This window comes from Bacillus haimaensis (assembly GCF_048270625.1).
GTDB lineage: Bacteria > Bacillota > Bacilli > Bacillales > Bacillaceae_I > Sutcliffiella_A > Sutcliffiella_A haimaensis.
In genome coordinates, this window is record NZ_CP158164.1 from 4,428,206 (window position 1) to 4,440,760 (window position 12,555).

Here is a 12,555-nt window from a genome sequence, read left to right on the forward strand (position 1 = left end):
ATCCTCATATGAGTCTAGTTTTTTCTTATACTAGATTTATGAAAACGCATTCATAAGGATTTATGAAGGGGGAAAAGCAATGATTACATTCTTAACGGCCATCGTCTTGTTGATTATCGGATACTTTACGTACGGCAAGTTTGTCGAAAAAGTGTTCGGGATAAAAGAGGAGCGAGCAACACCAGCTTATGTTGATGCAGATGGTGTAGACTATGTGCCAATGAACACAAAGAAAAACTCGCTGATTCAACTATTGAATATCGCAGGAACCGGACCTGTATTCGGACCGATCATGGGAGCGCTATACGGCCCTGTCGCATTTATCTGGATTGTTGTCGGCTGTATTTTTGCCGGAGCGGTTCATGACTACCTGACAGGAATGATCTCCATCCGTAACCGTGGCGCTCATTTACCTGAGCTTGCAACTAAGTTCCTTGGAAAAGCAATGAAGCATGTAGTAAATGCCTTTGCTGTCTTGCTGCTATTGTTGGTTGGTACAGTATTCGTATCTACACCTGCAAGCCTTCTTAACGTATTATTGGACGGAAAAGTTGCGTTGGGCATTCTTATTGCAGTTATTTTTCTATATTACATTTTGGCAACACTATTGCCAGTTGATAAAATTATCGGTCGCCTCTATCCATACTTCGGGGCAGTGCTAGTAATCAGTGCTCTTGGAGTAGGAATTGGATTAGTAGTAAAAGGTGCACCGATTCCTGAGCTTTCATTTTCTAATTTCCATCCGGACAATTTACCGATTTTCCCACTGATATTTTTCACGATCACATGTGGGGCACTTTCTGGATTCCATGCAACACAAACACCAATCATTTCCCGTACGACTCAAAATGAAAAGCAGGGACGTAAAATCTTCTACGGTATGATGATTGCTGAAGGTATCATTGCCATGATTTGGGCAGCGGCGGCAATGAGTCTATTCGATGGATATAATGGATTAGGCGAATTACTTGCAGCAGGCGGACCTGGTGCCATCGTCAGCGAAGTTTCCACATTAATGCTTGGAGCAGTTGGCGGAACGCTTGCAGTACTTGGAGTTGTAATCCTTCCAATTACTTCTGGGGACACAGCTTTCAGAAGTGCACGTATGATCATTGCAGAGTATTTAAACATTGCACAAAAGAAAATATCAAGCCGTCTATGGATCGCGCTTCCACTATTTGCGATCTCCGTAGTCCTGACACAAATCGACTTTAACCTCCTTTGGAGATATTTCAGCTGGGCCAACCAAGCCACAGCAGTCATCGCATTGTTTGTAGGTGCCATGTATTTATATATTGCTAGAAAGAACTACTGGATATCACTGATCCCAGGAACATTCATGCTGGTCATGGTCATCACCTACATCCTGAACGCACCAATCGGATTCCGATTGCCAATGAACTACGCATGGATCGGCGGATTCATTGGAACCGCCATCCTGGTAGCACTGTTCTTTAGACAAGCACAAAAAGCCCGTGCCAATAACATCCCGCTTGAGGTGGATGTATCGGATTATGATAAGGTGGCTTAGGGGGATGGGGACAGGTCCACTGTCCCAAATGATCAAGCCCACAGATGAGTAATAAGAGCCGGATGGAAGAGCACTATGTGCTTATCCATCCGGCTTGTTTTTTTGTAGACATATGAAGGACAAATCTATTGTTCTAACGCCCCCATTATCCCTTTTATGAAAGACAAATCTACCCAGGGAACGCAACGTTTCCGGCGGTACTCCATCGCGAGAAGTCTTCCTGGGCACCGAGTTTGTCTAGAGTCATAAAGTCAGTTGAAAACGTTTATCCATCCGGCTTCTTTTTTTGAGAATGACAGGGAAGAAATATCAAGCCAATCTCCAAGAAATTTTACTTGCAATCGCTTTCAAATCCGTGTTATCCTTCTTGTAAGAAATTATCCGAAACGTTTTGGAGGAAATTCATGACGACGATTAAAGACATTGCCAAGGTTGCAGGTGTTTCTGTGACAACCGTTTCCCGGGCGTTGAATGGCTATTCGGATGTGAGCAATAAGACAAGGCAGCGAATCATGGATGTTGCAAAGGAATTGAACTATAGCCCCAATACGGTAGCAAGAAGTCTGGTGATGAAGAAGTCCAAAACAATCGGCCTGCTCGTATCGAATATGAATCGGGATGGGGTGAAGGACAACTTCACCTTTGAAGTCCTTTGCGGCATCAACCAGGCGAGTGCCGATTCGGAGTATGACCTTGTTTTGTTCAGCACCACTTCCACGAAGCAGCGGGAAAAGACATATACACAGCTTTGCCGGGAACGCCGGGTGGACGGCGTGATCATTCAGGGCATCAGGACGGATGATCCGTACCTGGAGGAGGTCGTGGAGAGTGACATTCCTTGCGTACTCATCGACATCCCGATTGAATCCAACACCGTCGGCTATGTGACGACAGACAACGTCGCAGGTGCGAGGGATGCTGTCAAACACCTGATCGACAGAGGGCACATGAAGATAGGCATGATCAATGGACACTCCCATGCGGATGTCAGTATCAGACGGCTGCAGGGATATAGGGAAGCCTTATACGAACATAGTCTGGACATTCGGATGGACTGGGTCAGAACAGGCGATTTTGTAGAAGACAAAGCGGAAGAGGCCACCTTGGAACTATTGAAAGAGTATCCGGAAATCACCGCACTATTCTGTGCAAGCGACCTGATGGCATTCGGCGCCATCAAGGCCATCAAACGAATAGGAAAAAGGGTTCCCGAGGATATTGCCGTCATCGGCTATGATGATATCCTGCTCGCATCCTATGCAAGCCCGACACTATCGACAATCCGACAGGATAAATACAGATTGGGATGGGAAGCGGCATTGCTTCTGATCGGGATGCTTGAGGGGGAGGCCACTCAGCATGCCAGAATAATAGATACCGAGTTAATCCTTAGGGAATCAAGCAATTAGAACCACAATCGACTGTGGTTTTTATCATCAAGAAAATCCGAAACGTTTTGGAATTGAAGGTTACCTCTTTTCCAAAACGTTTCGGGTACAGGATCTTAAGTAGGAGGCTACAACATGGACTATCGAGTAATCAAAGAAAACGACTTATTCCTGCTCACGGACACAAGCGGGAATATTCCGGAAAACCATCCATACGGCTTGGGCCTATATACGAAGGACACGAGATTTTTGAGCAAACTGGACCTGAAGATAAACGGGGAAGAGCCGATTCTGCTTCACTCCGATGCGGCTGAAAACTACAAGGCCACCATCATGCTCACAAACCCGCACATGGAAAAGGATGGTGAACTCATTCTGTGGCGCGAATCAGTAGAAATCAAGCGCAGCCGATTTATCCATGATTACGTGCTCTACGAGACTATTACAGTTAAAAACTACTACCCGAAGGAAATCGAATTTGATATCAGCGTCCACCTCGATGTAGATTTTGCAGACATGTTCATCGTGCGCGGGTTCCAGAACGGGGATATCGGGGAAAGAAAGGGACAGACGATCGAAGGCCAATCACTGACTTTCCATTATGAAGGTGCTGACGACCTTGCACGCCGCACTTATGTGACATGGGATAAGGAAGCGCAGAAAATTCATGAGCACGGAGAAATCGTTTTTCCGTTCCAACTTGCCCATGAAGAGGAGCAAGCCGTGACTTTCATGATCCAACCGCAGCATGGCGAAGAACAAAAGGCAATCCTGCCAGCCGAAGAAGCACTGGCTAAACTGGAAAGCTCCTATAAGGAATGGGACACGACCATCACCAAAATCAGTACAGACCACAAGCCGCTGCAACGATTGGTCGACAGAGGCCTCGGCGATCTGCGCGTCCTTTTGACAGACGTCGGTCATGGGTCATTCCCTGTCGCAGGCTTACCGTGGTTCGGTGTTCCTTTTGGCCGGGACAGCCTGATTGCTGCCCTGCAGATGCTGGCTTTCCAGCCGGACGTCGCAAAAGGGACGCTCTACACAATGGCAAACAACCAAGGAACGAAAGTCGACCCTTGGCGAGATGAACAGCCGGGCAAAATCATGCATGAGATGCGCTTTGGCGAGCTTTCGACAACCGGACAGATTCCTTTCACTCCATACTACGGGACAATCGATGCGACTCCGCTGTTTCTCGTGCTCCTGACGGAATATGTAAGATGGACCGGTGATACAACCATCGTGAAAGACTTAGAGCCGAACATCGAAGCGGCCCTGACCTGGATTGACCAATACGGGGACAGAGATGGCGACCTGTTCGTCGAATATCACCAGGAAGCAAGCAAGGGCATCGCTAACCAGGGCTGGAAGGACTCAGGCGACTCAATCGTTCACCGAAATGGCGAATATGCGACAACACCGATCGCGCTTTCCGAGGTTCAGGGCTATGTGTACCAGGCCAAAAAAGGCATCGCAGCCATCTATGAAAAACTCGGAAAACAAGAGGAAGCGGCAAGACTGCTGGGAGACATTCAGCGCCTCAAGGAAAAATTCGACGAGGAATTCTGGATGGACGACGTCAGCTTCTACGCCATCGCCCTTGATCGAGACAAAAACCAGGTCGGCACCATCACCTCCAACCCGGGCCATCTCCTATTCTCGGAAATGCTGGACCAGGATAAAGCAGAAGCGGTCATGGAAACACTATTATCATCCGCCATGTTCTCCGGCTACGGCATCCGCACCATGGGCAAGGGAGAAGCAGGCTATAACCCGATGAGCTATCATGACGGCAGTATCTGGCCGCATGACAACAGCATGATCCTGCTTGGAATGAGCAAGCTGCAGCATCAGCATAAAGCAAACACAGTCATCCAAGGGCTGATGGATGCGGCGGCAAACTTCGAATACGACCGTCTGCCTGAGCTGTTCTGCGGCTATGAAAAATCGCTTGGCAAAACGGTGAAATATCCGGTTGCCTGCTCACCGCAGGCCTGGGCTGCAGGCACACCGCTCGTATTCGTCCAAACGATACTCGGCCTGTTCCCTGATGCACTGAATGGCACGATCCAGCTTGCACCTGTACTGCCGGACGGCATGAACACCCTTGAGGTGAGCGGGATGAAAATCGCATCCGGCATACTTTCCCTCCAAGTTACGAAAAATGCGCAAGGGCATGCTGAGGTCGAAATCACTGAAAACACAACCGGACTGGAAGTTATTGAATAACGGCTTTAAAGAGAAGAAATTTCTCTTGAAGATATAAACATAACAAAGGAAGAGGGGTTAGAAAATGAAAGCGAAAAAATGGTTGGCAACATTTGGGGTAATGTCGATGCTGTTTGGGGGAATTTTGGCCGGCTGCGGTGGAAGTGGCAGCTCATCTGACGGGGAAGGATCCGGCGATCAGGTGGAAATCACACTTGCCGGCTGGGGAGGCAACCCATCTGAGACAAAATTGTTGAGGGAAGCACTGGATTCCTTTGAAGAAAAACATCCGAACATCAAAGTGAAGCATGAAGTCATCTCGGACCAATATATGGACGTCATCAAAACGCGCCTAATCGGAAATGAAGCACCGGATGTCTTCTATCTGGATGCCTTTGAAGCACCGGCATTGATCGAAACAGGCGTGCTCGAGCCGCTCGATGACTATGTGACAGATGAATTTGATGTTGATGATTTTGAAAAGCCACTACTGGAAGCTTTTCAAAAGGACGGAAAAACATACGGCTTCCCGAAAGACTATTCGACCTTAGCGTTATTTTACAATAAAAAGATGTTTGAAGAGGCTGGAGTAGAGGTTCCAACAACTTGGGAGGAAATGCGTGAAGCCTCCAAGCAGCTGACAAAAGACGGTGTAGTCGGCCTTGGGGTAGCACCTGAATTGGCTCGCATGTATTACATTGCTGAATCATTGGGCGGAGAAGTAGTGAAGGATGATAAAGCTAATTTTGCAGATAAAAAGGTCGTGGAGGCGCTTCAGCCGATCATCGACCAACGGAATGTTGATAAAACAGCTGCTCAACCATCTGATGTAGGCGCAAACTGGGGCGGTGAAATGTTCGGTCAGGAAAAAGCGGCAATGGTCATCGAAGGAAACTGGGCCATTCCATTCCTGTCAGACACCTTCCCTAACGTAGAATACGGAACAGCCGAAATCCCGACTATCAACGGAGAAAAAGGGACGATGGCATACACGGTATCCTATGTCATGAATGCAGCATCAGAGAAGAAGGAAGCATCATGGGAGCTGATCGAGTACTTGACAGGTCCTGAAGGCATGGAAATCTGGACATCCAAAGGCTATGCCCTTCCAACACGTAAGTCCGTTGCAGAAAAACTGGGCTTTGATCAGGATGAATACCGTGCGCCACTTGTTGCCGGAGCATCCTATGCAACAGTATGGGCAAATGGCGTGAACCTGCCGACGATCATGAACAACTTCAACAACCAATTTGTTTCTGTCTTCTTGGGTCAGAAGCAGCTGGAAAAGGCGTTAAAAGAAGCGGAAGAACAGGCAAACAAGGAAATCGGTGAATAAAAGCAAGTAGGAGTAGGAGTTTCCTGGTTCACTTAGGCCAGGATGCTCCATTAATAATGTGAATCTGGAGAATATTTATGTATCTAGCTGGTGATTGGTGCAATAGGCGAAGACTCCTGCGGGAGATAGCGGTAGGCTGGAGACCCCACAGGGCGAAGCCCGAGGAGGCTCCAGCACCGCCCCGCGGAAAGCGCAGCCTATTGCGGAAATCAACAGCGGTGTTTAAAGAGCAGGAAACAGATGCATTCTTTGTGCAGAAGAACGCTCTTCTACAGAAAGAGTTCATCTATCTGTTTGGAACTCGGGAGGCGAAAAGGAGTGAATAACATGAAGAAAAAACGAACCTATTCCAAAAGAACAATAAGGGAAGCTACCCAAGGCTATACCTTTATGGCACCAGCTATCTTCGTACTGGCATTATTCATTATTGGTCCTATTTTATATGCTTTCTTCCTATCTTTTCATAAAGTGCAGCTCTTGGGGACTGCAACCTTTGATTTCGTGAAATTCGCCAATTTCACCAATATCGCGGATGATCAACGGGCATTGAGGGCGTTATGGAACACTTTTAAATATGTCATCATCGTTGTTCCGATTCAAACCTTGCTGGCACTCATACTTGCTGCCACGCTGAATGCTGGGCTTAAAGGTCAGAGCTTTTTCCGGATCGTCTATTTCCTTCCGACCTTGACCTCGTCAGCCGTCCTGACTCTGATTTTCATGTGGATGTACAACCAGAACGGACTTATTAATAAAATTCTTTCCTTTATCGGACTGCCAACCTATAACTGGATGGGGGATCCGAGTGTGGCCTTGATCGCCATCATGATCATGAACATTTGGGCAACCGCCCCATTCTTTATGGTCATCTATTTGGCAGCCTTGCAGGATATACCGGACTCGCTTTATGAGGCTGCAGAATTGGATGGAGCCAATGCCTTTAAAAAATTCCTGTATATCACTGTCCCGAACTTGCGACCTGTTACATCCTTTGTCGTTATCATGGGACTGATCGGTACGTTCCAGCTGTTTGACCAATCTTTCATTTTCTCAGGTGGATCGGGTGGACCGGACAATTCCACTCTGACCGTCGTACTATTAATCTATCAATATGCCTTCAAAAGCTTGGGAACCATGGGATATGCAGCAGCAATTGCAGTCATGCTCTCCTTGGTCATTCTGATCGCGACCTTGCTGCAGCGCAAATTTTCGAAGGAAGAATCACTTTACTAAGGAGGAGAACCAATGAAAAAGAAAAGAAATGCGGGCAAAACCCTGCTATATGGCATACTCGGACTCTACGCCGTCATTACGCTGATCCCTTTTTTATGGGCAGTATCCTCCTCCTTCAAAACACTGGAGGAAATTGTGAGTGGCACGATCAATTTTATCCCAAGAAATTTCACGCTCGACAACTATAAAGAAATCTTCCTGCAACAGGAGCTGTTTCCTAGATGGCTATTGAACAGTCTGATCATTGCCGTGGTCGGGACAGCGTTAAACCTGCTTTTCAACTCCATGGCAGGCTATGCGCTGGCGAGACTCAGCTTTCCGGGAAGAAAGAGCTTATTCATCATCATCCTGGCCGTGCTGATGATCCCTGCCCAAGTAACGATGATTCCTAACTACCTGATTCTAAGGGAACTCGACTGGCTGAATTCCTATCAGGGAATGATCGTACCGGCGATGATCAACGCCACCTTCATCTTCATGATGCGCCAGTTTTTCATCAACTTCCCGAAAGAACTCGAAGAAGCTGCGGAAATGGACGGCCTCAGCCGCTTCGGAACCTTTTTCAAAATCGTGCTGCCATTGGCAAAACCGGCCCTGGCAGCACAGGCAATCTTTGTATTCATGGGCTTCTGGAACGATTTCATGAGACCGCTGATCATCCTTTCCGACCCGGCCATGTTCACCCTGCCGCTCGGACTCAACACCTTCAAAGGACAATTCATCAGCTACTGGAACTACATCATGGCCGCCTCCATGGTATTCACCCTGCCAGTGCTGATCATTTACGGATTCTTTAATAGATACTTTATTAAGGGTATTTCGTTTACGGGCGGGAAGTAGGGACAGCTCTCTTGACCCTTAGATATCACTAGCAAAAACCCCCATGGAAAAGCGGACAGCGCTTTTTCATGAGGGTTTTTCAATTGTAAGTTTACTTAACCCATTAAGATGACGATTAGAAAGTAAGCATAAAGGATTATATGTCTCCGAAATAGAAATATAATTAGGGATAAAAATATGCTGAACTGATTAAGAAATCGGGATAAAGGACGCTCAATTAACCATTACTTTTTGGCAAGGAGTTCACCGTTTTAAATAATTCAGTTCTATCTAAAAATCAAGGAGTCAAATGATACATGTAGACTTTTTAATAGCAAATTCTTTTACTGACTTTATAAATGGACTTAGAGAAGAAAAGGATTTACACACTATTGTGGAAACAAACAATAAACATAATATCAGAAAGTTAGTAGATTATAAGGAAGAGATAGAAACTAAAATAGAAAAAGGCACTCCCCCAACAAATTAATAAACTCTATTTGGAAATTGCCTTATTTGCTGACGGAGAGACGTTTAAATTTATTGTAGAAAAGATGAGATGTCTCCAAAAATCTAAAGTGAAATTTTATTTATTATGTTACTTGTATTTCTATGCAACAGGTGAAAATCCAGAATTAAAAGATGATAAAACTTATCTTTTTGAAGTTCTCAAGGAATTATCTGTAGATAAAAATAAAGAGGTAAAATCCCTGGCAGAAGCAAGTTTAAAAGAATTAGAAAGAAGTATGTAAATCCAAGCACCCACTCTGACTTAGTGCAAAATATCTATTGCCTCCATGGAAAAAGAGTCAAACAGCAAAGCACTGATCAGCATAATGGTGAACATCAGCAACATGAACAATAGAAAGAATAATAAACACGCACCTGTTGTACCAAGGGCGTAATAGAGTCGTATTCTATGTGGGCTTTTAGGTAGCATCACCCAAAAGAGGAGGTAGCTCACGACAAAGTACGGAACCAGGAATGACCGGGGCCGGTGTGCTTTAACAAAGCCATAAGGAAATTTGGTAATTGAATAAAAAACACCACTAGGATACCGGAGATAAAGAAGTTGCTGATCCAGCGGCCCCATTTTACGTGTCTCATCCACTGCATGAAAAATCCCCCTTTTTTCACTATCATACCAAAAAAATACTAGTAATAGTTCGCTAAAGTGTCTTTGTGATAAAAGTGTATTCAGACAAACAACCTTGCAGAAATATCTGCAAGGTTGTTTTGGACAAATAGACTTGTCCCTATTCCTCCAACCTCCGCTTCGTCATCTTTCTCCTCGGCTTCGGATTCAACCAAAACGCATAGCGCTGGTTCGAACAGAAGCGGGTCTGTACGATAGAGGCTTTTTTCATTTGTTCACGAATGGTTGCTGCTGATACATCGAGCTCTATTTCTGTATAGTTCTGGAAAGTTATTTTGCACTTGGCAGGTGTGATGGGAGTAACTTGAAGGACATGATGTAGGAATATCCAGCAGCAGATATGCTGATCTGGTGAATGTGTCGGGATCGCGATGATTCCTTCCACTTGGTTAACAAGTAATGGTGTCTTCTGTATGTAGTTCGTCGCCAAAATTGTAGCAGCTCGCCTCCCTTCGGCGGTACAGCCTTCGTTTAAACACGCATGATTCAGTAAATCCCTGGAAGATTCGCTCGTAATGAAATCCCCCTCCAGATCGAGAATTTTCGTCTGATGCTGGGGATGCGCATAAACCATTAACGCCATTGTCGTTTCACTTACCTCGTAATCTTCCACAATAAATACCATCAAAACACTCCTTTAATAAATCAATTTTGTTTAGGTATAAATACCTATAATTACATTATAATCCATAATTAGACATAAAAGTGTAATTTATTACAAAAGATTTAGAATTTTTGTAAAAATAAGTTTAAAAGATGGAAAAATGGGTATCAGAGAAAGGTTCCTTGGTTTCAAATGTCTTAAAAATAGCCCTCCTCTATCAAAATGTACACTTCTACTAGAACATTCTTGTACTACCAACATATAATGCTGATATAAAAAGCTAGAGACCACATCGCATCTCCTGACTGCATTCCCATAGCTGTCAACACTACAATACACTGTCCCTAAGCAGCGTGAAACGAATCTGGGACTATGGGATAAGTTTTTTGGCTATTAAGCCGCATGGATAAGTAAACTTTGCTTATTTATGCGGCTTATTTTTCTGTTCTACAACGGATCGGGGACGAGTACATTGTCCAATGAATCCCCATGAAATGATTTACATTTAAGTAATATGTTAAGATAATTACATACAAAAACGACAAAAATACAAGTGGCAGTAAGGAGAAGATTTATGCTAATTCAATGTACAAAAAACTCCTGGATGAACTGAAAGTGACACCTGAAGCACCTATAGAGGTGGATCCATTGTTTGCCTGGCACGCGAATGTTCTAAAGCTTGGACGGAAAAAAGCGTTGGTGCTGGTGAATGACAAGAATCGATATGTGATTGTGCTTTATGGCTTGAAAGCAAAGGAATGGAAGAATATTGATGTTCACATCAAAGGGGCCATTCGTGAAGTATTCCAAGCGGAGTGCATCAAGGAGGAGTTGATAGAGCGGTTCATTTCCTCATCGGATAGGATGGTCTTTTCCAAAACAAAAGATCGAACTGCTGTCGCGAGGTTGAACAATTCGAGCGAGTTTGTCTATCACTTTGGGGAATTGATTGATCCTGATTCCATCGTGCAAAAGGATTTGAGCCTTAAAATCAGCACGCTGCTGGTTGGAGACGGCAAGAAGAGCTATTATCTTCCAAACGAAGCATTGTATAAGGAGTTGGAGGACCTATCCGGTCAATCTGTGTTTCACACGGAGGCAGTGCAGCTGAAGGTGACGCTGGAGCTGAGGAATCATAAAGTATGGCGCAGGATTATCGTACCATCCAATATCACTTTTTCGAAATTGCATGAGGTATTGCAGGCAGCCTTTGGATGGCAGAACTATCACCTTCACGATTTTCTCATTTTCCCACCAAGCTCGGTGAAGAATGTCGTGGCTCTCCATCAAAATAAACCAATTGTTCATCTTGTGTGCACCAAAGAAGCTTTTCAGTATCAGGGTGAGATACCGATGAAAATGGAAACCGGGGTCAAACTTTCAGACTATCTCTCATCGCAAATCCTGTACAACTATGACTTTGGAGATGACTGGACGCATAAGATAGAGGTGGAAAAGGTGATTGAGAATCATGACCGAAACAGACCTGTATGCCTGGCTGGCCAAGGAAGCACACCACCTGAAGACGTGGGGGGAGAACCGGGTTACGAACTCTTCCTGCAAATCATTCAAGAGAAGAAGCATCCTGAACATGTATACATGAAAGAATGGGGAGAAGATCAGGGGTATGAAGGATTTAACCTGGATGAGGTGAATTGGCGGTTGAATGAGGTGTGACCGGTGGGGACATAGTGCGATGTCTCCAAAATGACCGATGTCCAGTTTGTTTGGATGTCGGGCTTTTTTTTTGAGACGAAAAGGCAAGGCTCGTGTCTCTATGAGGAATATGTTGGAGTTATTATTGTGTATTTATCATGGAAGTGACTTTGTAGATTGGTAGATGGATAATTAGCGATTTTAATGGGGGACACGAACCTGGCCATAATAATTTTTACTAAGCACCAATTTTCACCTGAGAACGTCTGCTGACTGCTTTGAGAATAAACAATTTATCCTGAGGGGTAAGCATGCTCCAGCTTTTCACTTTGATTTTCATATGAATCTCTCCTTTTCATGGATAATAGTTTTTAGAGTATCCCTTTGAAGTATCTAGTTATAAATTACCTCCCTGAAACATAGGATAAACAACAAAAATTCCAACAATTTCCGCATGATGGCCGCATATATTGAAAGTTATTAGCGAATAAACGCAAAATGGCTTGTATCCATATTTCGAACAATATGGAGTGTATTAACTATTAATATTTATTTTAGCTTTCTATCCCATATTAAAAAAAACATAGTCTCTCCAAAGTCATAATTAGAAGTACTAATTAACTA

General features: G+C 44.7%; 11 protein-coding genes. 9 read left to right on the forward strand and 2 right to left on the reverse strand.

What is annotated here, in order from left to right; genetic code table 11:
* Nucleotides 1–79: 79 nt before the first annotated feature.
* The 8 genes from ABN702_RS22380 (at nucleotide 80) to ABN702_RS22415 (ending at nucleotide 9,267) form a co-directional block, all read left to right on the forward strand.
* Entirely contained in the window at nucleotides 80–1,531 is a 1,452-nt protein-coding gene (locus ABN702_RS22380) for a carbon starvation protein A (protein WP_417898777.1), read from the forward strand.
* A 404-nt stretch (nucleotides 1,532–1,935) separates the two neighbouring features.
* The gene (locus ABN702_RS22385; RefSeq protein WP_417898778.1) at nucleotides 1,936–2,940 is read left to right on the forward strand and encodes a LacI family DNA-binding transcriptional regulator; all 1,005 of its coding nucleotides are present in this window, start codon (nucleotides 1,936–1,938) and stop codon (nucleotides 2,938–2,940) included.
* Between the two features lie 114 nt (nucleotides 2,941–3,054).
* On the forward strand, nucleotides 3,055–5,148 hold the full coding sequence (locus ABN702_RS22390; protein WP_417898779.1) for a glycogen debranching N-terminal domain-containing protein: 2,094 nt from the start codon (nucleotides 3,055–3,057) through the stop codon (nucleotides 5,146–5,148).
* A 64-nt stretch (nucleotides 5,149–5,212) separates the two neighbouring features.
* Complete coding sequence (locus ABN702_RS22395) at nucleotides 5,213–6,463, forward strand: ABC transporter substrate-binding protein (protein WP_417898780.1); 1,251 nt, start codon at nucleotides 5,213–5,215, stop codon at nucleotides 6,461–6,463.
* A gap of 327 nt (nucleotides 6,464–6,790) precedes the next feature.
* The gene (locus ABN702_RS22400; protein ID WP_417898781.1) at nucleotides 6,791–7,696 is read left to right on the forward strand and encodes a carbohydrate ABC transporter permease; all 906 of its coding nucleotides are present in this window, start codon (nucleotides 6,791–6,793) and stop codon (nucleotides 7,694–7,696) included.
* 12 nt (nucleotides 7,697–7,708) lie between these two features.
* The gene (locus tag ABN702_RS22405; protein ID WP_386635081.1) at nucleotides 7,709–8,536 is read left to right on the forward strand and encodes a carbohydrate ABC transporter permease; all 828 of its coding nucleotides are present in this window, start codon (nucleotides 7,709–7,711) and stop codon (nucleotides 8,534–8,536) included.
* A gap of 289 nt (nucleotides 8,537–8,825) precedes the next feature.
* A complete protein-coding gene (locus ABN702_RS22410; protein WP_417898782.1) occupies nucleotides 8,826–9,005 on the forward strand; it encodes a hypothetical protein in 180 nt (59 codons plus the stop codon).
* A 10-nt stretch (nucleotides 9,006–9,015) separates the two neighbouring features.
* On the forward strand, nucleotides 9,016–9,267 hold the full coding sequence (locus ABN702_RS22415; RefSeq protein ID WP_417898783.1) for a hypothetical protein: 252 nt from the start codon (nucleotides 9,016–9,018) through the stop codon (nucleotides 9,265–9,267).
* 20 nt (nucleotides 9,268–9,287) lie between these two features.
* On the opposite strand, the gene ABN702_RS22420 is transcribed toward ABN702_RS22415, so the two are convergent.
* A complete protein-coding gene (locus tag ABN702_RS22420; RefSeq protein ID WP_417898784.1) occupies nucleotides 9,288–9,626 on the reverse strand; it encodes a hypothetical protein in 339 nt (112 codons plus the stop codon).
* Nucleotides 9,627–9,771: 145 nt separating this feature from the next.
* Complete coding sequence (locus tag ABN702_RS22425; RefSeq protein ID WP_417898785.1) at nucleotides 9,772–10,296, reverse strand: competence protein ComK; 525 nt, start codon at nucleotides 10,294–10,296, stop codon at nucleotides 9,772–9,774.
* A 564-nt stretch (nucleotides 10,297–10,860) separates the two neighbouring features.
* Here ABN702_RS22425 and ABN702_RS22430 point away from each other — a divergent pair.
* The gene (locus ABN702_RS22430; RefSeq protein WP_417898786.1) at nucleotides 10,861–11,952 is read left to right on the forward strand and encodes a plasmid pRiA4b ORF-3 family protein; all 1,092 of its coding nucleotides are present in this window, start codon (nucleotides 10,861–10,863) and stop codon (nucleotides 11,950–11,952) included.
* Nucleotides 11,953–12,555: the final 603 nt, after the last annotated feature.

Coding starts and splice junctions, on each gene's coding strand:
- ABN702_RS22385 (WP_417898778.1), top strand. CDS start 1,936: ATGACGACGATTAAAGACATTGCCAAGGTTGCAGGTGTTTCTGTGACA.
- ABN702_RS22405 (WP_386635081.1), top strand. CDS start 7,709: ATGAAAAAGAAAAGAAATGCGGGCAAAACCCTGCTATATGGCATACTC.
- ABN702_RS22425 (WP_417898785.1), bottom strand. CDS start 10,296: ATGGTATTTATTGTGGAAGATTACGAGGTAAGTGAAACGACAATGGCG.
- ABN702_RS22380 (WP_417898777.1), top strand. CDS start 80: ATGATTACATTCTTAACGGCCATCGTCTTGTTGATTATCGGATACTTT.
- ABN702_RS22390 (WP_417898779.1), top strand. CDS start 3,055: ATGGACTATCGAGTAATCAAAGAAAACGACTTATTCCTGCTCACGGAC.
- ABN702_RS22430 (WP_417898786.1), top strand. CDS start 10,861: ATGTACAAAAAACTCCTGGATGAACTGAAAGTGACACCTGAAGCACCT.
- ABN702_RS22400 (WP_417898781.1), top strand. CDS start 6,791: ATGAAGAAAAAACGAACCTATTCCAAAAGAACAATAAGGGAAGCTACC.
- ABN702_RS22410 (WP_417898782.1), top strand. CDS start 8,826: ATGATACATGTAGACTTTTTAATAGCAAATTCTTTTACTGACTTTATA.
- ABN702_RS22395 (WP_417898780.1), top strand. CDS start 5,213: ATGAAAGCGAAAAAATGGTTGGCAACATTTGGGGTAATGTCGATGCTG.